Consider the following 26117-nt stretch of genomic DNA (forward strand, 5'->3'; position numbering starts at 1 on the left):
TCGGGAAAAGTCGTTTTGAGGAAAGCGGCTGGCCAATTTTGAACAGATTCATTTTTGCCAAATCTCTGGGAGGAGAGGATATGCGAAAGAGTCTTATTGCGTCCCTGGCATTTCTGCTTGCAACCAGCACCGCGGCTTTCGCCGCCGGCGCGTCTGATGGTGTCGTCAAGATCGGCATCCTCAACGACCAGTCCGGCGTCTATGCGGACTTCGGCGGCAAGTCATCGGTCGAGGCCGCCAAGATGGCTGCCGAGGATTTCGGCGGCAAGGTTCTCGGCGTGCCGATCGAGATCATTGATGCCGACCACCAGAATAAGCCCGATATCGCTTCCAATATCGCCCGCCAATGGTACGACCAGGACAAGGTCGATGCCATCATGGAGCTGACGACCTCGTCGGTCGCGCTCGCCGTGCAGGCGGTCGCCAAGGAAAAGAAGAAGATCGATATCGTCACGGGTGCCGCGACCACCGATCTCACCGGCAAGCAATGCTCGCCCTATGGTTTCCATTGGGCCTACGACACGCATGCCCTGGCCGTCGGCACCGGCGGCGCGCTCGTCAAGCAGGGCGGTGACACCTGGTTCTTCCTGACTGCCGACTATGCCTTCGGCTATTCGCTCGAGCAGCAGACCAGTGATTTCGTCAAGGCAAGCGGCGGTAAGGTGCTTGGTTCCGTCCGCCATCCGCTGTCGACCAATGATTTCTCGTCCTTCCTGCTGCAGGCGCAATCGTCGGGCGCCAAGGTTATCGGTCTCGCCAATGCCGGCCTCGACACGTCGAACGCCATCAAGCAGGCCTCCGAATTCGGCATCACCCAGGGTGGCCAGCATCTGGCCGCACTGCTCTTCACGCTCGCCGAAGTGCACGGCCTCGGCCTGCAGGCAGCGCAAGGCCTGACGTTGACGGAAGGCTATTACTGGAACCTCGACGACAAGAGCCGCGAGTTCGGCAAGCGCTTCTTTGCCCGCACCGGCAAAATGCCGAATATGATCCATGCCGGCACCTATTCCGCCGTGATGCAGTATCTGAAGGCCGTGCAGAAGGCCGGCACGGACGATACCGAGGCCGTCGCCAAACAGCTGCACGAAATGCCTGTCGACGATTTCTTCGGTCGCGGCGGCACGGTCGGCGCCAACGGCCGCATGATCCACGACATGTATCTGCTTCAGGTCAAGAAGCCCGAAGAGAGCAAGGAGCCGTGGGACTATTACAACGTGCTGGCGACGATCCCTGGCAAGGAAGCCTATATTGACCCAGCCAAGAGCGGCTGCGACCTCGTCAAGCAATAGGGCTCGGACCGGCCCATGGCGATGTCCGCGATACATCCGCATGAAGAGCCCCGGGTGGTTTTGTCCGCCCGGGGACTGCGCCGCGATTTCGGCGGCTTTACCGCCGTCAAGAATGTTGATCTCGACGTCCATCACGCCCAGGTCCACGCGCTGATCGGCCCGAACGGCGCTGGCAAGACGACGGTGTTCAACTTGCTCACCAAGTTCCTGCAGCCGACGCACGGCACGATCACGCTACTCGGCACCGATATCACCAAGACGAGGCCCGACAAGGTCGCGCGCATGGGCCTCGTGCGCTCCTTCCAGATTTCCGCTGTTTTTCCCCATCTGACGGTGCTGGACAATGTTCGCGTCGCCTTGCAGCGGCCGAACAATCTCGCTCACCAGTTCTGGCGGCCGCTATCCGCTCTCGACAGCCTCAATGCCCGCGCCGAACAGCTCATCGCCTCAGTCGGTCTCTCGAAGGAGCGCGATGCCATCGCTGCCGATCTTTCCTACGGCCGCAAGCGCGTGCTGGAGATCGCAACGACGCTCGCGCTCGATCCGAAGGTGCTGCTGCTCGACGAACCGATGGCCGGCATGGGGCTGGAGGACGTGAATACCGTTTCCGCCATCATCCGCGATGTTGCGCGCGACAGGGCTGTGCTCATGGTGGAGCACAATCTCTCGGTCGTTGCCGATATCTGCCATCATGTCACGGTGCTGCAGCGCGGCGAGATCCTGGCCCAAGGCGATTATGCCACCGTGAGCCGCGATCCCCGCGTCCGCGAAGCCTATATGGGCACGGAGGAGGCTTGACGATGGCGCCGCTTCTGGACGTTCAGGGCCTCAATGCCTGGTATGGCGAAAGCCATATCCTGCACGGCGTCGACATGCAGGTGGGCGAAGGGGAAACCATCACCATCCTCGGCCGCAACGGCGTCGGCAAGACGACGACATTGCGCACCATCGTCGGCATCGTCCGCGCCCGCAAGGGCAAGATCAGCTTCGCCGGCAAGGACATGATGCAGGTGCCGCTGCACAAGACGGCGCATCAGGGCATCGGTTTCGTGCCGGAGGAGCGCGGCATCTTTTCCACGCTCAGCGTCTATGAAAACCTGATGCTGCCGCCGGTCGTGGCAGCGGGTGGCATGACGCTCGACGAAATCTTCGAGCTGTTTCCCAACCTGCATGAGCGGCGCAACAGCGTCGGCACCAGGCTCTCGGGCGGCGAACAGCAGATGCTCGCCATGGCCCGCATCCTGCGCACCGGCGTCCGCATGCTGCTGCTAGACGAGCCTACGGAGGGCCTTGCCCCTGTCATCGTCCAGCGCATTGGCGAAGTCCTGCAGAAGCTGAAAGGACGCGGCATGACCATCTTGCTCGTTGAGCAGAATTTCCGTTTCGCCAGCCGCATCGCCGATCGTTTCTACCTGATGGATCACGGCCAGATGGTCTCGGAATTCCCGGTTGGCGAACTCTCCGAGCGCATGGATATGCTTCACAAGGTCCTGGGGGTCTGAGCCATGACGACGATCTTCGGCATCCCCGCCCAGGCGCTTCTCGGTCAATTGCTGATCGGCCTCATCAACGGCTCCTTCTATGCGCTTTTGAGCCTCGGCCTCGCGATCATCTTCGGCATGTTACGGGTGATCAATTTTGCCCATGGCGCGCTTTATATGCTCGGCGCCTTCACCGCCTATCTGCTGCTGGCCTATGCCGGCATCGGCTATTGGCCGGCGCTCGTCTTGGCCCCGCTGATCGTCGGCCTGTTCGGGGCACTGGTGGAAAGGCTCTGCCTGCGCCGGCTCTACAAGATCGATCCGCTCTACGGATTGCTCTTCACCTTCGGCATGGCCCTGACCATCGAAGGAACCTTCCGCTATCTCTATGGTTCCTCCGGTCAGCCCTATGCCGTGCCGACGGAATTGGCGGGCGCGAAAAATATCGGCTTCATGTTCCTGCCCGTCTATCGCGGCTGGGTGGTCATCGCCTCGCTGGTCGTCTGCATCGGCACCTGGCTGCTGATCGAAAAGACCAAGCTCGGCGCCTATTTGCGCGCCGCGACCGAGAATTCCACGCTTGTGCAGGTTTTCGGCGTCAACGTGCCGGTGCTTCTGACGCTGACCTACGGTTTCGGCGTCGCGCTTGCCGCCTTTGCCGGGGTGCTGGCCGCGCCGATCTACCAGGTCTCGCCGCTGATGGGCTCGAACATGATCATCATCGTCTTCGCCGTTGTTGTCGTGGGCGGCATGGGCTCGATCATGGGGGCAATCGTGACGGGCTATATGCTCGGGATCGCCGAGGGCCTCACCAAGGTCTTCTATCCGGAAGCCTCGAATATCGTCATCTTCGTCATCATGGCGATCGTGCTGCTTCTGAGGCCCGCAGGTCTCTTCGGTCGGGAGGCGTGATATGGCTGGATTGACCACGTTGAAACCGAAGATGCAGCCGAGCCTCTCGATCCAGAAGCTCTTGTTGGTTCTCGGCCTCGTCGGCCTGATCTGGGCGCCGTTCTTCATCTACCCGATTTTCGTCATGAAGGTGCTGTGCTTCGCGCTGTTTGCCTGCGCCTTCAATCTGCTGCTTGGCTATGCCGGCCTGCTCTCCTTCGGCCATGCGACCTTCTTCGGCGGGGCCGCCTATTTCACGGCCCATGCGGTGAAGGAATGGGGCCTTCCGCCAGAGCTCGGCATCCTGATCGGCGTGGCCGGCGCGTCGCTGCTCGGCCTCGTTATGGGCTTCGTCGCCATCCGCAGGCAGGGCATCTATTTCGCCATGATCACGCTGGCGCTCTCCTACATGTTCTATTTCTTCTGCCTGCAGGCGGCATTCACGCATGGCGAGGATGGCATTCAATCGGTGCCGCGAGGTTACCTATTCGGCGTCCTCGACCTCAACAACTCCTTCAACATGTACTATTTCGTCCTCGCCATCTTCCTGATCGGCGTGCTGATCATCTGGCGTTTCATCAATTCGCCCTTCGGCATGATCCTGAAATCGATCCGCGAGAACGAGCAGCGGGCGATCTCGCTCGGCTATTCCGTGGCGCGCTACAAGCTCGGCGCCTTTGTCATGTCGGCGGCTTTGGCAGGGCTTGCAGGAGCGGTAAAAGCCCTGGTCTTCCAGTTCGCGACACTCACCGATGTCGCCTGGCAGATGTCCGGCGAGGTCATCCTCATGACGCTGCTCGGCGGCATCGGCACGCTGATCGGCCCGATTTTCGGTGCGGGGTTCGTGGCGACGCTGGAAAACTATCTGGCGACTTCGGAATTCCCGGTCACCATCATCACCGGCATCGTCTTCATGGTCTGCGTTTTGCTCTTCCGCCGCGGTGTCGTCGGCGAATTCTATGCCTCACGGCTGGGACGGAAACTCGGGTTTGAATATCGGCGGTGACTGCTCGATTTTCCTTCTCCCCGTAAGCGGGGAGAAGGTGCCCGGAGGGCGGATGAGGGGCTATTTCGAGGTTGATCGGGAATTGGGATTTTGCCGAACCTTCATGCCCCTCACCCTAGCCCTCTCCCCGCAGGCGGGGAGAGGGAACTACTGAGTTTGGACATGGATCGCTTCGACTACATCATCATCGGTGCCGGCAGTGCCGGGTGCGTGCTCGCCAACCGGCTTTCGGCCGATCGCAGCAACAGGGTGCTGCTGCTGGAAGCCGGCGGCAACGACAATTACCACTGGATTCACATCCCGGTCGGCTACCTCTATTGCATCAACAATCCCCGCACGGACTGGTGCTTCACCACGTCCCCGGAAGCGGGCCTGAATGGCCGGTCGCTGAATTATCCGCGCGGCAAGGTGCTCGGCGGCTGCTCCTCCATCAACGGCATGATCTACATGCGGGGCCAGGCGCGAGACTACGATCTCTGGCGTCAGCTCGGCTGCACCGGCTGGGGCTGGGACGAGGTGCTGCCCTATTTCGTCAAGTCCGAGGATCATTATCGCGGCAAGGACGAGATGCACGGGGCCGGCGGCGAATGGCGGGTCGAGAAGGCGAGGGTGCGCTGGGCCGTGCTCGATGCCTTCCAGGCGGCCGCCAAGGAGGCCGGTATCCCTGAGACAGCGGATTTCAATCGCGGCAACAATGAAGGCTCCGGCTATTTCGACGTCAACCAGCGCTCCGGCATCCGCTGGAACACAACGAAGGCCTTCCTGCGCCCGGCCATGAAACGCGGCAATCTCACCGTCTATACCAAGGCGCAGGTCCGCCGCCTGATCGTCGAGGGCGATGCCGTGACCGGCGTCGAATTCCAGCATGATGGCGTGGCGAAACGCGCCTATGCGACCAAGGAAACGGTACTGTCAGCCGGCTCCATCGGCTCGCCGCACATTCTCGAACTCTCGGGCATCGGCCATGGCGATGTGCTCACCCAAGCCGGTATCGAGGTCGTGCGCGAGGTCCGATCCGTCGGCGAAAACCTGCAGGATCACCTGCAATTGCGCATGGCTTATAAGGTCACGGGCGTTCCTACCCTGAACGAAAAGGCGACCAGCCTCATCGGCAAGGCCTCGATCGGCCTCGAATATCTGGTTCGCCGTTCAGGGCCGATGGCGATGGCGCCGAGTCAGCTCGGCATTTTCACCCGCTCCGGGCCGGACAAGGAAACGCCCGATCTGCAATATCACGTACAGCCTGTGTCGCTCGACAAGTTCGGCGATCCGGTCCACCCCTTTCCGGCGATCACGGCAAGCGTCTGCAATCTCAGGCCCGAAAGCCGTGGCTCCGTGCATGTGCGCAGTCCCGATTCCGCCCTACAGCCGGCCATTAGCCCGAACTATCTCTCGGCTCAGCGCGATCGGGAAATTGCCGTTCGCTCCATTCGCCTGACGCGGCGGATCGTGGCGCAGCCTTCCTTCGCTCGCTTCCGGCCGGAGGAATTCAAGCCGGGGCCGGCCTATGACACGGATGCGGATCTGGAGCGTGCCGCCGGCGATATCGGTACGACGATTTTTCACCCGGTCGGCACGTGCCGCATGGGTGGCGACGCGCAGAGCGTCGTCGATCCCCGCCTGCGGCTGCGAGCATTGGCAAGGCTGCGCATCGCCGACGCCTCCGTCATGCCGTCGATCACATCGGGCAATACCAATTCACCAACCATCATGATCGCCGAAAAGGCAGCCGAGATGATCCTTGCCGACAACAGATGAACCCTTGAGGATCGATGGCAGCAGGGACAGGAGATTTGCATGAACAGCACGGACGAGGTCATCATCGAGCGGCGCGGATCGGCCGGCATTGTCAGGCTCAACCGTCCGAAGGCCCTTAACAGCCTGACATTGCCTATGGTGCGGGTCATCGCTCCGGCACTGGAGGATTTCGCCGCCGATCCGGCGATCGCCAGCGTCATTGTTTTGGGCGAGGGGGAGCGCGGTTTCTGCGCCGGCGGCGATATCCGCCTGCTGCACCAGAGCGGCAGGGATGGCACCGATGAAGCGGAGACCTTCTGGCGCGAGGAGTTCCTGCTCAACCATGCCATTTCGCGCTACCCAAAGCCCTATGTGGTGCTGATGGATGGCATCACCATGGGCGGCGGTGTCGGCCTTTCGGCGCACGGCAGCCATCGCGTCGTCACCGAGCGCACCCGCCTTGCCATGCCCGAAACCGGCATCGGCTACTTCCCGGATGTCGGCGCCACCTGGCTGCTGCCGCGCGCGCCGGGCGAGGCCGGCACCTGGATGGGCCTGACCGGACTGACCATCGGCGCTGCCGACGTCATCCATGCCGGCTTTGCCGATCACTGCCTCGCATCCTCGGAGCTGCCTGCTCTGGTCGATGCGGTTGCGGCATTGTCTACCTCGGCCACTGCGGCAGACGTGCATGCGCTAATCCGGACGATGGCAGCAGACGCCGGCGAAAGCCGGCTTGCGGCAAATCGGGGTACTATCGACCGGGCGTTTTCCGCAGATACTGTCGAAGGCATCCTGCAGGCTCTGGCCGGTCAGGCCGGAGAGTTTGCCACGGAGGCCGCCGGTGTGATCGCCAGCCGCTCGCCGACCAGCCTGAAGCTGACCTTGCGGCTGCTGCGGGCTGGGCGAACGAGCGCCAATCTTGCCGAATGCCTCAATCGTGAACTCGGTGCCTGCAAGGGCATACTGTATAATCACGATTTCTACGAAGGCGTGCGCGCTGCCGTCATAGACAAGGACCGCAATCCGAAATGGTCACCGGCGAGCCTCTCCGAAGTGACGGCGGATGCCATCGACCGCTTCTTCGTACCGGCGCAGCCGCCGCTTTTCGCAAAATAACCGATCATGGGAGGAAAACATCATGACACGGATCGCATTCATCGGCCTCGGCAATATGGGAGGCCCGATGGCCGCTAACCTCGTCAAGGCCGGCCACGCTGTCACCGGGTTTGACCTCTCGCATGATGTGCTGAAAGCAGCCGAAGCATCGGGCGTGAAAGCTGCCAGCGTCTTGACCGAGGCTTTGGCCGATGCCGAAGTGGTCGTGACCATGCTGCCGAAGGGCCAGCACGTCCTCACCGTCTGGACCGATGTGCTGCGGTCCGTGCCGAAGGGAACGCTGCTGATCGACAGCTCCACCATCGATGTCGACAGCGCCCGCAAGGCGCATGCGATGGCGGGCGATGCCGGTTGCCTTTCTCTCGATGCACCCGTTTCCGGCGGCACGGGCGGCGCGGCGGCCGGCACGCTGACCTTCATGGCCGGCGGCTCGACGGAAAGCTTTGTTGCCGCCAAGCCGCTGCTTGAGGTGATGGGCAAGAAGATCGTCCATTGCGGCGATGCCGGCGCCGGCCAGGCCGCGAAGATCTGCAACAACATGATCCTGGGCATTTCCATGATCGGCGTCTGCGAGGCTTTCGTGCTCGGTGAGAAGCTCGGCCTCTCGCATCAGGCGCTGTTCGATGTGGCCTCGACCTCCTCTGGTCAGTGCTGGTCGATCAATACCTATTGCCCCGTGCCCGGCCCTGTGCCGACCTCGCCGGCGAATAACGACTACAAGCCCGGCTTTGCCGCTGCATTGATGCTGAAGGACCTGCGGCTGTCGCAGGAGGCGGCGCTGTCGAGCGGTGCATCGACACCCTTAGGCGCGGAGGCGGCGCAGCTTTATGCGCTCTTCGAAAAGCTCGGCAACGGCGGCCGCGACTTTTCGGCCATTATCGAGATGTTTCGGGAGGCGAAATGAGGATGAATCGCGACATTCGAGCGAGTTGAAAGTTCGGATTGCCCCCTCACCCGGCCCTCTCCCCGCAAGCGGAGAGAGGGGGAGTTATGCCCCAAGGGGCTTCGTCTTGAGGGGAGGCTTATGGCTTGATGAGGTCGTCCCCTCTCCCCGTTCACGGGGAGAGGGCTAGGGTGAGGGGCCAAGCACGAAGATGCAGCGCCAAAGAACACGCCTGACCTGCCGCCCTCAATCGCCCCACCTCACCGCCACATGCCCCGCATCCGCGCCCCCACATCGACGCGCACCTCTCTCGCCCGAACGGCTGCGGCGCTTTCGGCACGTGCCTGCGGCCAGCCGCAGACCTCGAAAAACTGCAGCAAGGTTGCCGGAATGAAGCGGGTACGCGACGCAAAGACATGCTTGTCTCCTTGCGCATGCTGCCCATGCACGAAAAACCGCTGCGGGATGACGAGATCGAGATTGTCCTTCGCCCGGGTCATCGCGACATAAAGCAGCCGTCGCTCCTCCTCGATTTCAGCTGATGATCCGACGGCGAGATCGGCGGGGATGCAGCCGTCGACGGCGTTGAGGATGAAGACCTTCGTCCATTCCTGCCCCTTGGCCGAATGGATAGTCGAGAGGATCAGGTAATCCTCGTCGAGCAGCGGCACGCCGGCCTGATCGCTGGTGGCGTCGGGCGGATCGAGTGTCAACTCGGTGAGGAAGCGCTCGCGCGAGCCGTAACCGGCCGCAATCTGCTCGAGCTGGACGAGATCCGCCAGCCGTGTCGACGCATCTTCGTGTGTTCGCTCCAGATGCGGTTCGTACCATTGCCGCACCAAGGCGATTTCCGCCGGCCAGCCGGCCTTGCCGCTTTTGACCTCCCGCATCGTCTCGACGAAGGCGGTCCAGTCGTCCCCCGTGCGCGGCGGGGGCGGCAGCTCCGTCAGCGCCGTGATCGGGCTTGCCTCTTCTCCGATCTGGTCGAGCACGCGCTGCGCCGTCGAGGGGCCTACACCGGGCAAGAGCTGCATCAGGCGGAAGCCCGCCACGCGGTCGCGCGGGTTCTGGGCGAAGCGCAGGGCTGCCAACATGTCCTTGACATGGGCGCTGTCGAGGAACTTCAGCCCGCCGAACTTGACGAACGGAATGTTGCGCCGGGTGAGTTCCACCTCAAGCGGGCCGCTATGGCTCGACGTGCGGAAGAGCACAGCCTGGTGCTTCAGCCTTGCGCCGCCCTCGCGATTTTCCAGCACCTGATCGGCAATGTAGCGCGCCTGGTCGGCCTCGTCGCGCACGGTCACCAGCCGTGGACGCTCGGTGCTCTGGCGTTCGGTACGCAGGTTCTTGGTGAACCGCTCCGAGGCGAGATCGATCACGGCATTGGCGGCGGCAAGGATCGGCTGCGTCGAGCGATAGTTGCGGTCGAGCGTGACGATATCGGCCGATGGCGTGAAGGCCTTGGGGAAATCGAGAATGTTGCGCACGGTGGCCGCGCGGAAGGAGTAGATCGACTGCGCATCGTCACCGACGACGGTCAACCCCCGGCCATCGGGCTTGAGAGCCAGCAGGATGGAGGATTGCAGCCGGTTGGTATCCTGATATTCGTCGACGAGCACATGATCGAAGCGGCTGCCGATATCCTCGGCGATCAGCGGCTCCTGCAGCATATGCGCCCAGTAGAGCAGCAGGTCGTCGTAATCGAGCACGTTCTGCACCTGCTTCGCCTCGACATAGGCAGCGAAGAGATCGCGCAGCTGCTGTTCCCACATGGCGCACCAGGGGAAATAGTCGCGCAACACGCCGTCGAGCGGCGCTTCCGCGTTGACGGAGCGGGAGTAGATGGAAAGGCATGTCGCCTTGGTCGGGAAGCGGTTCTCCGTCTTCGAAAAGCCGAGGTCGTGGCGCGCAAGGTTCATCAGGTCGGCGCTGTCTTCACGGTCGTGGATCGTGAAGGCCGGATCGATGCCGATCTGCTCGGCATAGTCCCTGAGCAGCCGTGCGCCGATGCCGTGGAACGTGCCGCTCCAGGCAAGTGCATCGGCGGTAATGCCGGCGTTCGCGCCCAGCACCTCGCGGCAGATCCGCTCGACACGGCGGCCCATCTCGGCTGCAGCGCGACGTGAGAAGGTCATCAGCAGGATGCGGCGTGGATCGGCACCGCTAACGATCAGATGAGCGACACGATGGGCAAGCGTATTCGTCTTGCCGGAGCCTGCCCCGGCGATGACGAGCAGCGGGCCGGCAATATGGCCGCCGCCGCTCGTGCCATGCTCCACTGCCAGCCGCTGCTCCGGGTTCAGCTTTTCCAGATAGGCGGCGGTCATCAACTCTCCTGGATGCTTCTGGCAGGGCGCGCAGCTGCGTGATGCGCGGCGAATCGCAGTCGCGAAACCATGTGCGCGTTCTATGGATGTTCCGAATCGGCAAAGCCTGTCAAGATTGGCGCGATCCGCACGCAGATGTGACCCTCGATGCAAGAATCTTATTCGGATTTGGCTGGATGCGGCTCGAAAACGACTTTCTTCGTGCTTATGTATCGTTTTGGCGCGGCAATTTGAGTTTTTGCGGTTTCGCAGTGCGTAGAGTGAAGGTTTCAGAACATGAACGAAACGATTGCCACCGGCCTGCGTCTGCCCAGCGGACTGGTGGCTCTGCCGGATGGGCGCCTTGCGCTTGTCGAAATGGATGCCAGTCGCCGCTATCTGAAGCTCTATGATGCAGGCGGCGCGTCCCGGGAGGTTTGCCGGCTTGGTGGCACTCCGAGCGGAATTGTCGTCGATGGTGATGGATGTTTCTGGATAGCCGGCGGACCGGAAGATTCCCTCGTGAGGCTTTCGCCGCAAGGGCGGGTCCTGCAAGTGATAGAGGGCAGTGCGGACGGCCCTTTTCTCCATCCGAACGCTCTCGCCTTCGGGCCTGACGGCCTGCTCTATATGACCGATTCCGGCTTCCGCCTGGCGGATTTGCTGGAAGGCGGCGATATCCATCCCGATTTCTTCAAGGCCGCCTATAACGGCTGCGTCTATCAGATCGATCCGGCAGAGGGCCGGGTCATTCGTGTTCTGGCTGCCGGCCTGCTCCTTGCCGGCGGCATCGCTTTCGATGCCGATGGATTGCTTTATTACAGTGAGACGCTGACCGGAAAAATTTATCGGCAGATCGTCGGCGGACGGCAGGAAATGTTTGCGCGATCGATGACGTCGCCAGCCATAAACGCGCTGCGCGGACCATCCGGCCTAGCCTTTGATCGCAGCGGCATGCTCTATTGCGCCATGTATGGCCTCGGTGAAATCTGTCTGATCGACACCGAAGGCAAGATGGCCGGCCATATCCGCACCGATGGCGCACGGCCAGGAAACATCGCCTTTACCGCCGATGGCAAACACTTGCTCGTTGCCGAGCAGGAAAAGGGTGTTGTGGAAAAGATAACGGCGCCGCGTCCAGGCCTGCCGTTGCATATGCCGACTATATCCTAGAGCAATTCCAGGAAAAGTGCGTGACGGTTTTCCGTCCGAAATTGTGTAAAAACAACAGGATAAGCATCTTCACGTTTCGAAGAAAAGCGGGAAGGCTCTAAGTCGCTTCGAGACCCTTCAGATCCGCTTCCCGGCGAAAACGCTATACGCTTTGCCCGGCTGGCGGACATGCCCGGAAGCCGGGCATGTCCTTTTTCATATGTTTGCCGCTTATTCTGCTGCAGGGATCTGCTTGTTGTCCTTACCGGACTTGCCATCTGCCGGTGCCGCGTCATTGGCAACCGACTTGGCATGGCGGCGACGCCAGTCGCCGAGGAACAGCAGGATCGGTGCGGCGATGAAGATCGACGAGGCGCCGGCAACGAGAATGCCGAACACCATCGGGATCGCGAAGCTGGAAACGGCGCTGCCGCCCCAGATCGCCATCGGCACCAGCGCCAGGAAGGCGGTGGCATTGGTGTAGAGGCTTCGCGCCAGAGTCTCGTTGATCGACCTGTCGATGATATCTCGCAGCGGCATCGACTTATAGAGCCGCATGTTTTCACGCATGCGGTCATAGACCACGACCTTGTCGTTCACCGAGTATCCCACAAGCGTCAGGATCGCGGCGATGGCCGTCAGGTTGAAATCGAGGCCAGTGATCGCGAAGAAGCCGATCGCCTTGGTGACGTCGAGCACCAGCGTGACGATGGCGCCGACCGCGAACGGCCATTCGAACCGTACCCAGATGTAGACGAGCATCGCCAGGCTGGCGATCACGACCGACAGGATGCCGGCCCAGGCAAGCTCGCCCGAGACCTTCGGACCGATGACATCGGTGCCTTCGATGGTCGCGCTTGGGTCGATCTTGATGATTTCCGCCTTGAGCTTGGTCACCGCGGCTGTCTGCGCCTCTTCACCGCCGTCCTGGCGTTGGGCGCGGACAAGAAGGCTGTTGTTGTCGCCGAAGGACTGCAGTGCGATTTCGCCGAGGCCGAGCGTGTTCAGGCCCTCACGGAAGGTCGCCAGATCGGCCGCGTCCTTGGTCTTGACCGACATCTGGATGCCGCCGCGGAAGTCGACGCCGTAGTTGAGGCCCGGATGGATGAACAGGACCACCGAGGCGATCGACAGGATCGCCGAGACGGTGATGCCAAAGAAACGGGCCTTCATGAACTGGATGTGCTTGTCATAGGGGCTGAAGGGAATCAGCGGCCTGATGTTGAGCACCTTCAGCTTGCGGCGACGGGTGATGGCGATCATCACGACGCGCACGAAGGCGACGGAGGTGAACATCGAGATGATGAGGCCGAGACCCATGGTGACGGCAAAGCCGCGAACCGGGCCGGAGCCGAAGTAGAACAGGATGGCGGCGGCGATCAGGGCCGTCATGTTGCCGTCGATAATCGTCGAATAAGCCTTCTTGAAGCCGTTATCGATGGCCGCGAAAGCGCCGCGGCCCTTGCGGGTTTCTTCGCGGATGCGCTCGTTGATGAGAACGTTGGCATCAACCGCAAGGCCGATACCAAGGACGACGCCGGCGATGCCGGGCAGCGTCAGCGTGGCGCCGACCAGCGTCAGGGCCGAGAAGGTCAGGACCGTATGGATGAGCAGGGCAACGTTCGCGAGAACGCCCCAGGCGCCATAGAGCACGAAGATGAAGGCGGCAACCAGGACGAAGCCGATCAGGCCGCTATAGATGCCCTTCTGGATCGCGTCGCTGCCGAGGTCGGCGCCGACGGTACGCTCTTCGATGACGGTGAGCTTGGCGGGCAGGGCACCGGCGCGCAGCAGGGCTGCAAGCGTGGTGGCGCTGTCGGCGGTGAAGTTGCCGGAGATCTGACCCGAACCGCCGGTGATCGGCTCACGGATGTTCGGCGCGCTCAGAACCTTGTTGTCGAGGACGATGGCAAAGGGCTTGCCGACATTTTCGCGGGTGATTTCCGCAAAGCGGTTGGCACCGGCGCTGTCGAAGCGGAAGGTGACGAGTGGCTCGTGCGTGTTCGGATCGAAGCTGACGCGGGCGTCCGTCAGGCGGTCGCCGGACAGTTCGATGCGGTCGAGAACCGGATAGCTGTTGCCCTGCTCGTCCTTCATGATGGTGACGCCGGGGCCGGGATTGTTCGGATCGACGTTATCGGCGAGCAGGTGGAAGGACATCTTCGCGGTCGAGCCGAGAAGCTCGCGCAGGTGCGACGGATCCTGTGCGCCCGGAAGCTGGACGAGAACGCGGTTCGGGCCGACGCGCTGGATGGTCGGCTCAGCAACGCCCACCTGGTCGACGCGCTTGCGGATGACTTCAAGGCTCTGCTGAACGGCGGAATCGACGTTGGCCGAAATGCCGGCCGGCGAGAAGGACATCGCGATGGTCGCGCCATTCGGCTTGATGTTGAGATCGGACTGGCCGGCCGAGAGGCCTGACGTGATCGTATTGGCCAGCGTCTGCAGCTGCGTCACCGCATCACCGCTCTGTGAGGCATCGTTGAGCGTCACGACGATCTGGTCACCGTTGCGGACGACCGAGCGGGTCTGGATGTTCTTGTCGCGCAGCACGCGGCGTGCGTCCTGCTGCAACGATTGCAGCCGGCCATTCGTCAGATCCTTCTCGTCGACTTCGAGAACGAGATAGGAGCCGCCGCGAAGGTCGAGGCCGAGCGAAACCTGGCTGTGCGGCAGCCAGGACGGGATTTTGCTGAGAACTGACTGCGGCAGCGCGTTTGGCAGCGCGATCAGAAAGCCAATGACGATGATCACTGTATAGAGTGCCACGAGCCATGGTGAGGTACGCATGGGTATTATCCTTGAAAATAGGCTTATGCCGACGGTCTGGCCGCAGGCGGACTTGAGGTCGTGTCGGAAATGCAGCGCGTCTGCGCCAAACGCTTAGGCGAGCTCGCCTGGAGGCCCGCGGGCGAGATAGGCGCGAAAAGCGAGGGATTCGAGCCGGGTGGCATTGCCTGGATGGATCGACAGCCAGGAGGTTGCCGGATATCCGAGAGAGGGGAGGGCAGCAAGCGTTGCAGGCCCTATGTCATGCCATGTCGCCTTCGGCGTCGCCAGCCGATCGGCAACGACGATGCCGCGTACCGGATCGCGCAGGGATAGATAAAGAGGCTGGGTGTCCTTGCCCGAGGAGAGCGCGTCCGCATCGGCGCGCGCGGCCAGATTGATGCCGCCGCCGAGCGCCAGTCCGATATAGGCGAAGAACGCGACGAACAGTGAGGCGATCACGCGCGCTCCGGCGCGGTGCGTCCTGTCGTCTCTATCTTCGCTGTCGGCGGCGCCGAATTCGAACGGGTTCAACGGTCGAAAATGCCTTTATTCCTCTGTCGGCGCGAACGCCGGCGGTTCGGTCATGATATCAGGACGCTTTGTGTCTTCCCACTGCATAATTCCTTAGATCGGGATCGACCTAAGGAATTATGCAGCAGTTTTAAAGTGCTACAGCGGCCTGTCATGATGCAGTTGCACGAGCCGGTCAACAGTCCCGGCTCGATTTCTTAATTTTCCGTTGCTCCGGTTCCCGCGGCTGAGGGCTTGGGCGCCAGGCAGGATGCCGGAACGCGATAGGCATAGAGCGTCTTGCCCTTCATCTCGCCATAGGGGGGTGACCAGCTCTTGATGAGCTCGGCCTGACCTTCCGGGCAATCGATCGGATCGTTGTCGACGAACAGGACCGGGCCGGTCACACTGGCCGGCAGGGAGAAATCCTGCTCGTAATAATTCGCGGGGAAGCCGCCGAAATGGCGGGCATAGATGTGGAAGGGCTTGCCCTTCAGCGTATAGTAGAGATCGGCAAGAATATCGCGGTCCTGGGCGACGATTTCAGTCAGTTTCGCCTCCGTGGCGATATTGCCGATTTCCTCACTGATGACGCTGCGGCCGACATAGCGCTTCATGATGAGATCGCCGTTCGGCAGCTTGATGTCATAGGCAAAGACCGTCAGCACCGGGATCACGAGGGCGACGACGGCTCCTATGATCAGCGAGGTGCTCAGCCCCTTTTTTGACAGGCGATAGAGCAGCCAGACGGCAAGAATGGTGCCGGCGGCATAGGCCGAGACAGCCCAGTTGGCATAGGCCTTGGCGAGAAGGGCTTGCAGCGTGATCAGCGCTACGACAGGTACCGACAGCCAGAACAGCAGCTTTTCCCGGTCGTCGCTTTGTCCACGGATCAGTCGCCACGCCGCCCACAAAAGCGCATAGAAGACCACCGGCCCGACCACGCCGAACTGGGCGCCGAAGAAGCTCAGTCCGTTGAGTAGGTGCTTCAGCAGAGTGTTGCCGCCGCCACTTTTGCTCCATTGGGCGATGTTTTCGGTGTGTTTTATGGTCGTTGCATCATGGGTGAGATTCCACCAGAGATTGGGGGAAACGACGATGGCACCGACAATGGCGGCAATGGCCACATCCCGCCAGGCGATCCGCGCCGAGCGCATCGTCAGCATGGCAATGCCGACACCCGGCAGAAGGAAGAGCACCGAATATTTCGTCAGGAAGGCGATGCCGAGGCTGGCACCGAGGATGACCGCTTCCAGCACCGAGGAACGCCTGGTCAGGCCGATAAAAGCCCAGATGGCGATGGTCACGAACAGGATCTGGATCGTGTCGGTCGATACCAGCACGGCGGAAAGCGAGGCAGCCGGTAGCGTGATGAAGATAACGCCGACCCAGGGCGCGATCTCTCGTCCGGTCTCGTCGTCGATCAGCCGCCGCGTCGTGCACATCAGCATCAGCGCGGTGGCGAGATGGAAGAGCGGCGCCGATATGCGGATCCAGAAGGTCGAGTCCGAGCCGGAGATCGCATTGAAGAAGCGGATGACCCAGGCAATCATCGGCGGCTTGGAATAATAACCGAAATCCAGATTCTGGCCCCAGAACCAATATTGCGCCTCGTCGACGAAGAGGTCCGTCCTGTTGAGGAGCAACATGAGCACGCGCCAGAGCGTTACTCCGAAGATGATCGCAAGGGCGAGGCCCAGCGAAAGTTTCTGGGCGTTTGTTCGGGAATGGGTCGTGTCGAGCATTAAAGATGGGTCTCGGTGCCTGATCGTGAGGCTTAATACGGAACTATTGAGGCCAAAGCTAGCTCCCTGCCATCCGTAAGAACAGCAGCGCTCGCATCGTGGCCACGAAGTGCCATATGTCCGATTTCGGATCTGAGACGTCCGTTAAAGCTTTGCCTAGAGGATGCGAGGGGTAGCTTTGCCGCGCGCCTCTTCGATGCGGGACAGAAGCATGAAGGCCGCAAGCGTCAGGCTGGCCATCAGCGAGGCGGTCAAACCAAGAACAATCATTGCTCTCTCCGTAGCGACATCGAAACTGTCTATCCCTTGGGTAGTAAGGGATGAAGCTTGCTCGTGACTTGCGATCGATGTTCTTTCACGGCGACAAACTATATCGGAAAGTAATCGCTAATTTAGTATAGACCAGTAGGAGGCACGCCTTCTTCTGTCATTAACCTTCGGGCAAGGAATTAACCATAAATATTGAGCCTGAACGTCGGAATGGGAAAATTGTGACTCGTTCTCAGCAGGCATGAAGCCGCCCCGTCGTACCGGGTCCGATCCGGTATCCATGTCATCAAACAGGTCCGCAATAGACTTTGATGAACGAGCGAGCTTCGGTGCCTCGATCAAATGATCGACGGCTACGGCTGCCTTTCCTCGCCTCCTCATTGCGCCTGGCGCGGATCATCAGCGGTTTCGCCGGCGCTTGAATGCGCGGCAGTTCGGCAGGGACGATTTTGGCGCAGGATTCGCCGTCAGATCAGGCAGGCAGGGCGCAGGCTGGCAGCCTTCGCGACCGCTTGCGTTTTGCTGGTCTCGAAGCCGGACAATGCGAAACCTTGCGCCGAAACCGGCCGATGCTCGAAACGCATCTCAAAGCCGGTCTGCGCGATCTTTTCCACCGTTTCCAGACGTTTCCGGACGCCGCGCGCAATTTCACCAGCGAAAGCCAGCTCGAGCGGCTCCAGGATTTGCAGTCTTCGCACTGGGATGTACTGACGGATGCGCGTTTCGACAGCCTTTACGCCGAGCGCGTCAAGGTTCTGTCCGACAGCGAAAGCAAGATGGGTCTCGATCCGCGCTGGCATGTCACAGGTCATGGCGTGATGCTGGAGCATCTTCTTTCCGGCCTTCTCGATGAAATGGGCGGCCGCGCCATTCTTCCGGGAGCCAAGCGACGCGCCCGCGAACTCAGCGAACTCGTCACGGCGGTCGTGCGGCTCGTCATGGTCGATGTCGAGATTGCCGTATCGCTGCGGTTCAACGAATTGCGGGTCGGCCACCAGCGCGCGCTGGCCGAACAGCGGACGGCTGATCGCGCCGAGGCGGCATCCTTCATCGCCGAGATCGCCAACGGCCTGGCTGATCGCGATCTCACGACCCGGATGACGACCGATTGTCCAGAGGCCTATGTCGAGGTTGCTGAAGCCTTGAACGCGGCGCTGGCGGATATCCAGCAGCAGTTTTCGGCATTGTCCGGCAGCGTACAGGCGGCCGAATCGACGGCCGATGCCATCGCTCGCGCCTCGAAATCCCTTGCGGAAACGTCGTCGGAACAGTCGCAAGGGCTTGCCTCCTCCGCAAAGCAGCTTGCGGAGCTTGCCGAGCAGGTGCGCGGCAATGCGGCCAATACCCGTTCTGCCGAGCGCGTCACGGCATCGACCCGCGCGGCGGCGGAAGACAGCGGCCGGATCGTCGGTCAGGCAATCTCGGCCATGGCCGATATCGAGACCTCGGCCGAAAAGATCGGCCAGATCATCGGCGTCATCGATGAGATTGCCTTCCAGACCAATCTTCTCGCCTTGAATGCCGGCATCGAGGCAGCCCGCGCCGGTGACAGCGGCCGCGGCTTTGCCGTCGTCGCGCAGGAAGTTCGCGCGCTTGCGCAGCGTTCCGCCGATGCGGCGCGCGAGATCAAGGTGCTGGTGACGGGCACCAAGGCGCAGGTGGATGCGGGCGTCCAGATGGTCGGCCGCACCCAGGATGCGATCGGCAGCATCGTCCGGCAGGTGACCGATATCAATGACGCCATATCAGGCATTGCTGCGGCAAGCGACGAACAGGTCGCCGGCCTCAAGGCGTTGACATCAGATATTGGCGGCTACAGCGAGCGTGCGGCAGCCGCCGGGAGCGAAGCAAGCTGCTCTGAGGAAGGCGCCGATCACCTGCATACGGTCGTGGTCGAACTTGGCCGGACCATCCGCGAGTTTCGTATCGAGCGCGAGCGGCGTCATGCGGCTTCGGTCAAGGCAGCGCCGCAACGGCAGCTTTCGGCTCGTGAAGAGTTCGGCACCGTGCGGGATGAAGAAGACATGGCCGATTTCGGCTTCCCGCTTCGCAGGACCGCATCGGGAGGCGAGCGCAATGCCTATTGATCTTTCAGTTTCATGCACATGCGGGCCGATCGGCCCGGTTTCAGACAACAAGGAATGACGCGATGCGGAGCAGGAAAGGCGAAAAGACAATCAGTCTGGCCGCGGTGCTGGACCTCAACGAGGCTTCGGCCCTTCGCGGCACGCTGATGGGGTTGCGCGGCAGCAATGTCGCGATCGATGCGTCCAGCGTCGAAAGGATCGGGACCTTGTGCGTGCAGGTCATCATGGCCGCCGCCAAGACCTGGGATGAGGACAAGCTCTCCTTCACCTTCTCCAAGGTGTCGGATGCATTTCAAAAAACGATGCAGGTGATCGGGGTGGATATCTCCCATCTGCTTGCCAAGGAGATCCGGCAATGAAGAAAAAAGTGCTGACCGTGGATGATTCACGGACCATTCGAAACATGCTTCTCGTCACCCTCAACAATGCGGGTTTCGAGACCATTCAGGCCGAAGACGGTGTCGAGGGCCTGGAAATCCTGGAGGAAGCCAATCCCGACGTCATCGTCACGGATATCAACATGCCGCGTCTTGACGGCTTCGGCTTCATCGAGGGCGTTCGCCGCAACGACAGATACCGCGCCGTTCCGATCCTCGTTCTGACGACCGAAAGCGATGCGGAAAAGAAGAACCGTGCCCGCCAGGCCGGTGCGACCGGCTGGATCGTCAAGCCGTTCGATCCCGCCAAGCTGATCGATGCCATCGAGCGCGTAACCGCCTAAACAGGATCCGCCCCTTATGGATATGAACGAAATCAAAGAGATTTTCTTCCAGGAGTGCGAAGAGCAGCTCGCCGAACTGGAATCCGGTCTCCTGAAAATGAATGACGGCGACCGCGACCCGGAAACCGTCAATGCCGTGTTCCGCGCCGTTCATTCCATCAAGGGTGGGGCAGGTGCCTTTGGTCTGGACGACCTGGTCGCATTCGCCCACGTCTTCGAGACTACGCTCGATTGCGTTCGATCCAACAAGCTGGAGCCGACCCAGGATGTCCTGAAGGTCATGCTCAAGGCTGCCGACGTTCTGGCGGATCTCACCAATGCCGCCCGAGATGGCGGCAGCGTCGATCAGGCTCGCAGCCGCGGCCTGGTCAAGGAACTGGAAGCGTTGGCAAATGGCGATGTGCCGGCACCATCCGTCGCAGTGGTTGCCGAGGCTGCTCCAAAGCCCGTCGTGGCCGCGCCTGCGCCGACGGATGAAAGCGGTTTCCAGCCGATCCCCTTCAGCTTCGATGACGATTTCGGCAGCGATGAGCCGGCGGTCGATGCCACGCCGGAATATGAAGTCAACTTCAAGCCGCGCTCCGATCTCTACGCCAAGGGCAACGATGCGACGCTGCTGCTGCGCGACCTCTCGCGGCTGGGCGAGATGAACATCTTCTGCGACATGGACGCATTGCCGGGTCTCATCGACCTCGATCCCGAAGGCGCCTATTTCAAATGGGCGATCTCGATCAAGACGGACAAGGGCGAAGACGCCATTCGCACCGTCTTCGAATTTGCTGAATGGGACTGCGATCTCGATGTCCAGCTGGCCGGAAGCGGCGGGTCTTCGAGCGGCGAAGAATTGCCGATGATACCAGTGCCCTTCGATCTCTCGATCCTCGACGACGGCGCCACCGCACCGGCTGCCGAAACCGCAGAGGAGACACCGGCGCCGAGAAACGATGTCGCTGCCGCCGTGGCTGCGGCGGAAACCGCAAGCAACGTCACGCAGCTGGCCTCGGCTGCCGCGCGTGTCGAGAAAAAGGAAGCCGCTCTTGCGGCCGCTGCCGCTTCGAATGCCGCCGCCGCGCAGAACAATGCCGCAGCTGCGGCCGCCGGCCAGACCATCCGTGTCGATCTCGATCGTGTCGACCGCCTGATCAACCTCGTCGGCGAGCTCGTCATCAACCAGGCGATGCTCTCGCAGAGCGTCATCGAGAACGACAATAACGGTGCGTCCTCGATCAACATGGGTCTCGAAGAGCTGCAGCAGCTCACCCGCGAGATCCAGGACAGCGTCATGGCGATCCGCGCCCAGCCGGTGAAACCGGTCTTCCAGCGCATGTCGCGCATTGTCCGCGAAATCGCCGACATGACCGGCAAATCGATCCGCCTGATCACCGAGGGCGAGAACACCGAAGTCGACAAGACCGTCATCGACAAGCTCGCCGAGCCGCTGACGCACATGATCCGCAATGCCGTCGACCACGGCATCGAAACCCCGGAAAAGCGTGCGACACTCGGCAAGAACCCCGAAGGCACCGTCCGCCTGACGGCAAAACATCGCTCCGGTCGCATTCTGATCGAGCTTGCCGACGACGGCGCCGGCATCAACCGCGAGAAGGTACGCCAGAAGGCGATCGACAACGACCTGATCCCGGCTGACGCCAATCTGTCGGATGAGGAAGTCGACAACCTGATCTTCCTGCCGGGCTTCTCCACCGCCGACAAGATCTCAGACATTTCCGGCCGTGGCGTCGGTATGGACGTGGTCAAGCGCTCGATCCAGGCGCTTGGCGGCCGTATCAACATCAGCTCCAGGCCGGGCCAGGGCTCCGTCTTCACCATGAGCCTGCCGCTGACGCTCGCCGTCCTCGACGGCATGGTGGTCACTGTTGCCGGCCAGACCTTGGTTGTGCCGCTGACGGCGATCGTCGAAACGCTGCAGCCCGAGGCTTCCGCCATCCACTCCTTCGGTGCGAATCATCGTCTGATCTCGATCCGCAACAGCTTCTGCCCGCTGGTCGACGTCGGCCGCATCCTGAACTTCCGCGCCACGCAGGCCAATCCGGTCGAAGGCGTCGCGCTGCTGGTGGAATCGGAAGGCGGCGGTCAGCGCGCCCTCATGGTCGATGCCATTCAGGGCCAGCGCCAGGTCGTCATCAAGAGCCTCGAGGCCAACTACACGCATGTCCCGGGCATTGCGGCGGCGACCATCCTCGGCGATGGCCGCGTGGCACTGATCCTCGACGTCGACGCTGTGGTCGGCGCTTCGCGCGGCCAGTCTCTGAAGCCCGAAATGTCTTACGCGGCGGCGGGGTGAATTGATGTCCTATGCCGTCAAGAACCTGAGCCAGGGCAATCGCGAGCTGATCGCCTTTCGCATCGGCGATCAGGAATTCTGCGTCGACATCATGTCGGTTCGCGAAATTCGCGGCTGGACCGCGGCAACGGCCATGCCGCATGCGCCTGGCTACATGCTCGGCGTCATCAACCTGCGCGGCGCCGTGCTACCGATCATCGATCTCTCCGCCCGGCTCGGCATGAAGCGGGCGGAGCCGACGGCGCGGCACGTCATCATCGTGGCGCAAGTGAAGCGCAAGGTGGTCGGCCTCCTGGTCGATGCGGTTTCGGACATTCTGACGATTACCGACGACAGCATCCAGCCGACGCCGGAGGTTTCCTCCGATCACGAGCGGCAGTTTGCCCGTGGCATCGTGGCGATCGACCGCCGCATGATCTGCCTGATCGAACTGGAAGCCCTGTTCCCTGAAAGCGAAAGCGAGGCTGCATGAGCGTGATGGGAGCAATGGATTTCAAGGCATCTCCCGATGAGGTGCTGGCGAGCGGCGAATATCCGCTGACGCGCCGCGACCTCTCGGAAATCGCCGCCATGATCTATGCGGATGCGGGCATTTCCCTCAACGAAAGCAAGGCGTCGCTCGTCTATTCCAGACTGTCGAAACATATTCGCGCGCTCGGTCTTGCCGGCTTCCGCGATTACTGCCAGCTGGTGTCTTCGCCGGCGGGAAGTGCGGCGCGTCGCGAGATGCTGTCGCATCTGACGACGAATTTCACCCGCTTCTTCCGCGAAAACCACCACTTCGACCACTTGCGTGACGAGGTGCTGCCAGGCCTTCTGGCGCGCGCCAAGGCCGGCGGCCGGGCGCGCATCTGGTCGGCTGCCTGTTCCGACGGGCAGGAGCCCTACTCGATCGCACTGACGGTGCTCGCCTTGATGCCGAATGTCGCGGAGTTCGATTTCAAGATCCTGGCGACGGATATCGATCCCAAGATCCTCGGGCTTGCTCGCGCCGGCGCCTATGACGAAAGCTCGCTTGAGACGATTTCTCCTGCCATGCGCAAGCAGTGGTTTCAGGAGGTCAATGTCCAGGGCCGCCGCAAATTCCAGATCGACGATCGCGTCAAGCGGCTCATCACCTTCAACGAGCTGAACTTGCTTGGGCAATGGCCCTTCAAGGGGATGTTCGACGTCATCTTCTGTCGCAACGTCGTCATCTATTTCGACGAACCAACGCAGACGAAGATTTGGACCCGCTTTGCCGGTCAGCTGCAGGACCATGGCCATCTCTATATCGGCCATTCCGAAAGAGTCGCCGGCGACGCGAAGCACGTCTTCGACAATATCGGCATCACCACTTATCGCTACCAAGGCAAAAATGCGGGGAGGAAACCATGAGCACCGCCGCCCGCGTTCTCGTTGTCGACGATTCCCCGACCATGCGCGGCCTGATAACAGCCGTCCTGCGCGCCGATCCTGACGTCGACGTCATCGGTCAGGCCGGCGATGCGCTGGAGGCGCGCGCCGCCATCAAGGCGCTCAATCCGGATGTCGTCACCCTCGATATCGAGATGCCGAACATGAACGGCCTCGAATTCCTGGAAAAGATCATGACGCTGAGGCCGATGCCCGTCATCATGGTCTCCACCATGACGCATCGCGGCGCCGACGCGACGCTCGCCGCTCTTGAAATCGGTGCGTTCGACTGTGTCGGAAAACCCTCGCCTGGCGAGCCGCATCCTTTCGGCGACTTGGCGGAGAAGGTGAAGGCTGCGGCCCGCTCGCAGCGGCAATATGTGAAGCCTGCCGCCCAGCGCGTGCCGCCTCCGGCCGTCGCGGATTTCCGTGTGGGGCGCAAGATCGTCGCGATCGGCTCCTCCACCGGCGGCGTCGAGGCGCTGATCAACGTTCTGCAGAAATTCCCGGCCAACTGCCCGCCGACGGTTATCACGCAGCATATGCCGCCGACCTTTACGCGCAGCTTTGCCGAGCGCCTGAACCGCCTTTGCGCTCCGGTCGTCCAGGAGGCGACCGATGGCGCACGGCTGGAAATCGGCAAGATCTATCTGGCGCCGGGCGGCGAAAGGCACCTTAGGGTCGCCAACGCCTCCGCACCCCATTGCCGTCTGGTGGACGGCGGGCCGGTGAACGGCCATCGCCCTTCCGTCGACGTGCTCTTTGATTCGGTTGCCGAACTGGCAGGCCGCAATGCCGTCGGCGTGATTCTGACCGGTATGGGGCGCGACGGCGCCGCCGGTCTCCTCAAGATGCGCCACGCCGGCGCGCGCACCATCGGCCAGAACGAGAAGACCTGCGTGGTCTACGGCATGCCGAGGGTCGCTCACGAGCTTGGTGCAGTCGAACAGCAGTTTCCGCTGAACGCCATTGGCGAGGAAATTTTGAAAGCCACAGCCGCCCGAAAGGAAGGGAGCGAATAATGTCTCTAGCGGAGAAAATCAAAGTTCTGATCGTTGACGATCAGGTCACCAGCCGCCTGTTGCTGAGCGATGCGCTGACGCAGCTCGGCTTCAAGCAGATCACGGCTGCCGGCGACGGCGAGCAGGGGATGAAGATCATGCAGCAGCAGCCGCATCATCTCGTCATCTCCGACTTCAACATGCCGAAGATGGACGGGCTCGGCCTCCTGCAGGCCGTGCGCACCAACCCGGCGACCAAGAAGGCGGCCTTCATCATCCTGACGGCGCAGGGCGATCGCGCGCTGGTGCAGAAGGCAGCGCAGCTCGGAGCCAACAACGTGCTCGCCAAGCCCTTCACCATCGAAAAGATGAAAGCTGCCATCGAGGCCGTCTTCGGAGCTCTAAAATGATCGTCGAGGGTGCTGCCCGTCGCGTGCATATTATTCAGGGCGAGTACAAGGTCATCAGCGATCCCGAAGTGGTGCTGACGACCATTCTCGGCTCTTGCGTGGCGGCTTGCCTGCGCGATCCCATCGCCGGCGTCGGCGGGATGAACCATTTTCTCCTTCCGGGAATGGCGAACTCGCCGATGAGCGGTGGCGATGCAACGCGCTATGGCGTGCACCTGATGGAACTTCTGATCAACGGCCTCCTGAAGAAGGGCGCAAGGCGCGACCGGCTGGAGGCGAAAGTTTTCGGCGGCGCCAAGACGATCGCGACCTTCTCCAACGTCGGCGAGCAGAATGCGATCTTCGCCATGCAATTTCTGAAAGACGAAGGCATCTCGGTCGTCAGCTCCAGCACAGGCGGCGAACATGGACGCAAGATCGAATATTGGCCGATCTCCGGAAGGGCCAGGCAATACCCCCTGACTGGTGCGGAAACGCAGAAGACTGTGGCGCTGGAACAGCGTCCCGTCGTTGCTCCCAAGCCGGTCGACAACACGATCGAATTTTTCTGATCAACGAGGCAAGCGCATGACCCCCTTCCAGCGCGTTGAGACGGCCGCCATCGAGGAGACGCTTCCGGCTATCCTTTTGCGCATCGTTTCCGAATTGCACGATGTCGCCTATCTGATCGAACGCATCGAGCCCCAACTGCTTGACATCAGCGACGCCAACATACTGGCCTCGCCGGAGGCCATGAAGGTGGTGCAGGGTATCGATCTTGCAGTGCAGAAGACGCGTGGCATCGCCGAATTCATCGACACCATTGCCGGTACCATGCCCGAGGGTTGGACGGTGGATCTTGCGACGGCGCTGAGCTTGGTCAAGTTGACGGAGATGCAAAAGGCGCTCGGCGGCGGCGGTTTTCACGCGCATTCGCAGCCCATGGCCCAACCCATGGCGAAGGCTGCCGGCGACTTCGATTTTTTCTGACGGCGTCGTCAGCAATAGATACTGTTTTTCTTATATAATCTCCTGCGTTTCTTCCCGGCTTTTTCCTG

The 26117-nt window shown here is 61.6% G+C and carries 23 protein-coding genes; 19 read left to right on the forward strand and 4 right to left on the reverse strand.

The features are described 5' to 3' along the window. The first annotated feature begins 80 nt into the window (after nucleotides 1-80). The 8 genes from GA0061103_RS07280 to mmsB all read left to right on the forward strand — a co-directional run bounded on the left by GA0061103_RS07280 (nucleotide 81) and on the right by mmsB (nucleotide 8427). Nucleotides 81-1289 (forward strand): ABC transporter substrate-binding protein, encoded by a 1209-nt coding sequence (locus GA0061103_RS07280; RefSeq protein WP_092709014.1) that lies wholly within the window; start codon nucleotides 81-83, stop codon nucleotides 1287-1289. Between the two features lie 15 nt (nucleotides 1290-1304). Continuing rightward, nucleotides 1305-2087 carry an ABC transporter ATP-binding protein gene (locus GA0061103_RS07285; RefSeq protein WP_092709016.1) on the forward strand — a complete coding sequence of 261 codons (783 nt, stop codon included), beginning with the start codon at nucleotides 1305-1307 and terminating at the stop codon, nucleotides 2085-2087. 2 nt (nucleotides 2088-2089) lie between these two features. Next, nucleotides 2090-2791, forward strand: a complete 702-nt coding sequence (locus GA0061103_RS07290) for an ABC transporter ATP-binding protein (RefSeq protein WP_092709019.1) — start codon at nucleotides 2090-2092, stop codon at nucleotides 2789-2791. 3 nt (nucleotides 2792-2794) lie between these two features. After that, nucleotides 2795-3682: a branched-chain amino acid ABC transporter permease gene (locus GA0061103_RS07295; RefSeq protein ID WP_092709022.1), complete on the forward strand. Its 888-nt coding sequence runs from the start codon at nucleotides 2795-2797 to the stop codon at nucleotides 3680-3682. Between the two features lies 1 nt (nucleotide 3683). Continuing rightward, a complete protein-coding gene (locus GA0061103_RS07300) occupies nucleotides 3684-4667 on the forward strand; it encodes a branched-chain amino acid ABC transporter permease (RefSeq protein WP_092709025.1) in 984 nt (327 codons plus the stop codon). Between the two features lie 162 nt (nucleotides 4668-4829). Beyond that, complete coding sequence (locus GA0061103_RS07305; RefSeq protein ID WP_092709028.1) at nucleotides 4830-6425, forward strand: GMC family oxidoreductase; 1596 nt, start codon at nucleotides 4830-4832, stop codon at nucleotides 6423-6425. 39 nt (nucleotides 6426-6464) lie between these two features. Then, nucleotides 6465-7523: an enoyl-CoA hydratase/isomerase family protein gene (locus GA0061103_RS07310; protein ID WP_092709031.1), complete on the forward strand. Its 1059-nt coding sequence runs from the start codon at nucleotides 6465-6467 to the stop codon at nucleotides 7521-7523. After that, nucleotides 7471-8427: a 3-hydroxyisobutyrate dehydrogenase gene (gene mmsB, locus GA0061103_RS07315; protein ID WP_342587960.1), complete on the forward strand. Its 957-nt coding sequence runs from the start codon at nucleotides 7471-7473 to the stop codon at nucleotides 8425-8427. Before GA0061103_RS07310 ends, mmsB begins: the two co-directional genes overlap by 53 nt. Before the next feature lie 239 nt (nucleotides 8428-8666). On the opposite strand, the gene GA0061103_RS07320 is transcribed toward mmsB, so the two are convergent. Then, a complete protein-coding gene (locus GA0061103_RS07320; protein ID WP_092709037.1) occupies nucleotides 8667-10733 on the reverse strand; it encodes an ATP-dependent helicase in 2067 nt (688 codons plus the stop codon). A gap of 276 nt (nucleotides 10734-11009) precedes the next feature. Here GA0061103_RS07320 and GA0061103_RS07325 point away from each other — a divergent pair, with 276 nt between their 5' ends. After that, entirely contained in the window at nucleotides 11010-11885 is an 876-nt protein-coding gene (locus GA0061103_RS07325; protein WP_092709040.1) for an SMP-30/gluconolactonase/LRE family protein, read from the forward strand. Between the two features lie 210 nt (nucleotides 11886-12095). On the opposite strand, the gene secD is transcribed toward GA0061103_RS07325, so the two are convergent. From secD to GA0061103_RS07340, 3 genes are all read right to left on the reverse strand, one after another. Continuing rightward, nucleotides 12096-14654: a protein translocase subunit SecD gene (gene secD / locus GA0061103_RS07330; RefSeq protein ID WP_092709043.1), complete on the reverse strand. Its 2559-nt coding sequence runs from the start codon at nucleotides 14652-14654 to the stop codon at nucleotides 12096-12098. A gap of 93 nt (nucleotides 14655-14747) precedes the next feature. Further along, nucleotides 14748-15167 carry a hypothetical protein gene (locus tag GA0061103_RS07335; RefSeq protein WP_092709046.1) on the reverse strand — a complete coding sequence of 140 codons (420 nt, stop codon included), beginning with the start codon at nucleotides 15165-15167 and terminating at the stop codon, nucleotides 14748-14750. A gap of 197 nt (nucleotides 15168-15364) precedes the next feature. Further along, a complete protein-coding gene (locus tag GA0061103_RS07340) occupies nucleotides 15365-16891 on the reverse strand; it encodes a glycosyltransferase family 39 protein (RefSeq protein WP_092709049.1) in 1527 nt (508 codons plus the stop codon). Nucleotides 16892-17610: 719 nt separating this feature from the next. On the opposite strand from GA0061103_RS07340, the gene GA0061103_RS07345 reads away from it, so the two are divergent. The 10 genes from GA0061103_RS07345 (at nucleotide 17611) to cheT (ending at nucleotide 26049) form a co-directional block, all read left to right on the forward strand. Further along, nucleotides 17611-19248 (forward strand): globin-coupled sensor protein, encoded by a 1638-nt coding sequence (locus GA0061103_RS07345; protein ID WP_092711136.1) that lies wholly within the window; start codon nucleotides 17611-17613, stop codon nucleotides 19246-19248. Between the two features lie 62 nt (nucleotides 19249-19310). After that, nucleotides 19311-19607, forward strand: coding sequence for an STAS domain-containing protein (locus tag GA0061103_RS07350; protein ID WP_092709051.1), 297 nt, complete (start codon nucleotides 19311-19313; stop codon nucleotides 19605-19607). Beyond that, nucleotides 19604-19969 (forward strand): chemotaxis response regulator CheY1, encoded by a 366-nt coding sequence (gene cheY1 / locus GA0061103_RS07355; RefSeq protein ID WP_004128526.1) that lies wholly within the window; start codon nucleotides 19604-19606, stop codon nucleotides 19967-19969. The genes GA0061103_RS07350 and cheY1 overlap by 4 nt, the downstream gene beginning before the upstream one ends. Before the next feature lie 16 nt (nucleotides 19970-19985). Continuing rightward, nucleotides 19986-22274: a chemotaxis protein CheA gene (locus GA0061103_RS07360; protein WP_092709054.1), complete on the forward strand. Its 2289-nt coding sequence runs from the start codon at nucleotides 19986-19988 to the stop codon at nucleotides 22272-22274. A 4-nt stretch (nucleotides 22275-22278) separates the two neighbouring features. Continuing rightward, the gene (locus tag GA0061103_RS07365) at nucleotides 22279-22746 is read left to right on the forward strand and encodes a chemotaxis protein CheW (RefSeq protein WP_092709057.1); all 468 of its coding nucleotides are present in this window, start codon (nucleotides 22279-22281) and stop codon (nucleotides 22744-22746) included. Then, nucleotides 22743-23651: a protein-glutamate O-methyltransferase gene (locus GA0061103_RS07370; protein WP_092709060.1), complete on the forward strand. Its 909-nt coding sequence runs from the start codon at nucleotides 22743-22745 to the stop codon at nucleotides 23649-23651. The genes GA0061103_RS07365 and GA0061103_RS07370 overlap by 4 nt, the downstream gene beginning before the upstream one ends. Further along, nucleotides 23648-24691, forward strand: coding sequence for a protein-glutamate O-methylesterase CheB (gene cheB, locus GA0061103_RS07375; RefSeq protein ID WP_092709063.1), 1044 nt, complete (start codon nucleotides 23648-23650; stop codon nucleotides 24689-24691). Before GA0061103_RS07370 ends, cheB begins: the two co-directional genes overlap by 4 nt. Continuing rightward, nucleotides 24691-25080 (forward strand): response regulator, encoded by a 390-nt coding sequence (locus tag GA0061103_RS07380; RefSeq protein ID WP_007695708.1) that lies wholly within the window; start codon nucleotides 24691-24693, stop codon nucleotides 25078-25080. The genes cheB and GA0061103_RS07380 overlap by 1 nt, the downstream gene beginning before the upstream one ends. Further along, nucleotides 25077-25631, forward strand: a complete 555-nt coding sequence (cheD, locus tag GA0061103_RS07385) for a chemoreceptor glutamine deamidase CheD (protein ID WP_092709066.1) — start codon at nucleotides 25077-25079, stop codon at nucleotides 25629-25631. The genes GA0061103_RS07380 and cheD overlap by 4 nt, the downstream gene beginning before the upstream one ends. 16 nt (nucleotides 25632-25647) lie before the next feature. Beyond that, complete coding sequence (gene cheT / locus GA0061103_RS07390; protein WP_092709068.1) at nucleotides 25648-26049, forward strand: chemotaxis protein CheT; 402 nt, start codon at nucleotides 25648-25650, stop codon at nucleotides 26047-26049. Nucleotides 26050-26117 lie beyond the last annotated feature (68 nt).

The sequence above is a fragment of the Martinezella multihospitum genome (genome assembly GCF_900094585.1).
GTDB classification, from domain to species: domain Bacteria; phylum Pseudomonadota; class Alphaproteobacteria; order Rhizobiales; family Rhizobiaceae; genus Rhizobium; species Rhizobium multihospitium.

Excerpts from the sequence above, each read along its gene's own strand:
- GA0061103_RS07280 (WP_092709014.1), top strand. The coding sequence starts at position 81 with ATGCGAAAGAGTCTTATTGCGTCCCTGGCATTTCTGCTTGCAACCAGC.
- GA0061103_RS07285 (WP_092709016.1), top strand. The coding sequence starts at position 1,305 with ATGGCGATGTCCGCGATACATCCGCATGAAGAGCCCCGGGTGGTTTTG.
- GA0061103_RS07290 (WP_092709019.1), top strand. The coding sequence starts at position 2,090 with ATGGCGCCGCTTCTGGACGTTCAGGGCCTCAATGCCTGGTATGGCGAA.
- GA0061103_RS07295 (WP_092709022.1), top strand. The coding sequence starts at position 2,795 with ATGACGACGATCTTCGGCATCCCCGCCCAGGCGCTTCTCGGTCAATTG.
- GA0061103_RS07300 (WP_092709025.1), top strand. The coding sequence starts at position 3,684 with ATGGCTGGATTGACCACGTTGAAACCGAAGATGCAGCCGAGCCTCTCG.
- GA0061103_RS07305 (WP_092709028.1), top strand. The coding sequence starts at position 4,830 with ATGGATCGCTTCGACTACATCATCATCGGTGCCGGCAGTGCCGGGTGC.
- GA0061103_RS07310 (WP_092709031.1), top strand. The coding sequence starts at position 6,465 with ATGAACAGCACGGACGAGGTCATCATCGAGCGGCGCGGATCGGCCGGC.
- mmsB (WP_342587960.1), top strand. The coding sequence starts at position 7,471 with ATGCCATCGACCGCTTCTTCGTACCGGCGCAGCCGCCGCTTTTCGCAA.
- GA0061103_RS07320 (WP_092709037.1), bottom strand. The coding sequence starts at position 10,733 with ATGACCGCCGCCTATCTGGAAAAGCTGAACCCGGAGCAGCGGCTGGCA.
- GA0061103_RS07325 (WP_092709040.1), top strand. The coding sequence starts at position 11,010 with ATGAACGAAACGATTGCCACCGGCCTGCGTCTGCCCAGCGGACTGGTG.
- secD (WP_092709043.1), bottom strand. The coding sequence starts at position 14,654 with ATGCGTACCTCACCATGGCTCGTGGCACTCTATACAGTGATCATCGTC.
- GA0061103_RS07340 (WP_092709049.1), bottom strand. The coding sequence starts at position 16,891 with ATGCTCGACACGACCCATTCCCGAACAAACGCCCAGAAACTTTCGCTG.
- GA0061103_RS07350 (WP_092709051.1), top strand. The coding sequence starts at position 19,311 with ATGCGGAGCAGGAAAGGCGAAAAGACAATCAGTCTGGCCGCGGTGCTG.
- cheY1 (WP_004128526.1), top strand. The coding sequence starts at position 19,604 with ATGAAGAAAAAAGTGCTGACCGTGGATGATTCACGGACCATTCGAAAC.
- GA0061103_RS07360 (WP_092709054.1), top strand. The coding sequence starts at position 19,986 with ATGGATATGAACGAAATCAAAGAGATTTTCTTCCAGGAGTGCGAAGAG.
- GA0061103_RS07365 (WP_092709057.1), top strand. The coding sequence starts at position 22,279 with ATGTCCTATGCCGTCAAGAACCTGAGCCAGGGCAATCGCGAGCTGATC.
- GA0061103_RS07370 (WP_092709060.1), top strand. The coding sequence starts at position 22,743 with ATGAGCGTGATGGGAGCAATGGATTTCAAGGCATCTCCCGATGAGGTG.
- cheB (WP_092709063.1), top strand. The coding sequence starts at position 23,648 with ATGAGCACCGCCGCCCGCGTTCTCGTTGTCGACGATTCCCCGACCATG.
- GA0061103_RS07380 (WP_007695708.1), top strand. The coding sequence starts at position 24,691 with ATGTCTCTAGCGGAGAAAATCAAAGTTCTGATCGTTGACGATCAGGTC.
- cheD (WP_092709066.1), top strand. The coding sequence starts at position 25,077 with ATGATCGTCGAGGGTGCTGCCCGTCGCGTGCATATTATTCAGGGCGAG.
- cheT (WP_092709068.1), top strand. The coding sequence starts at position 25,648 with ATGACCCCCTTCCAGCGCGTTGAGACGGCCGCCATCGAGGAGACGCTT.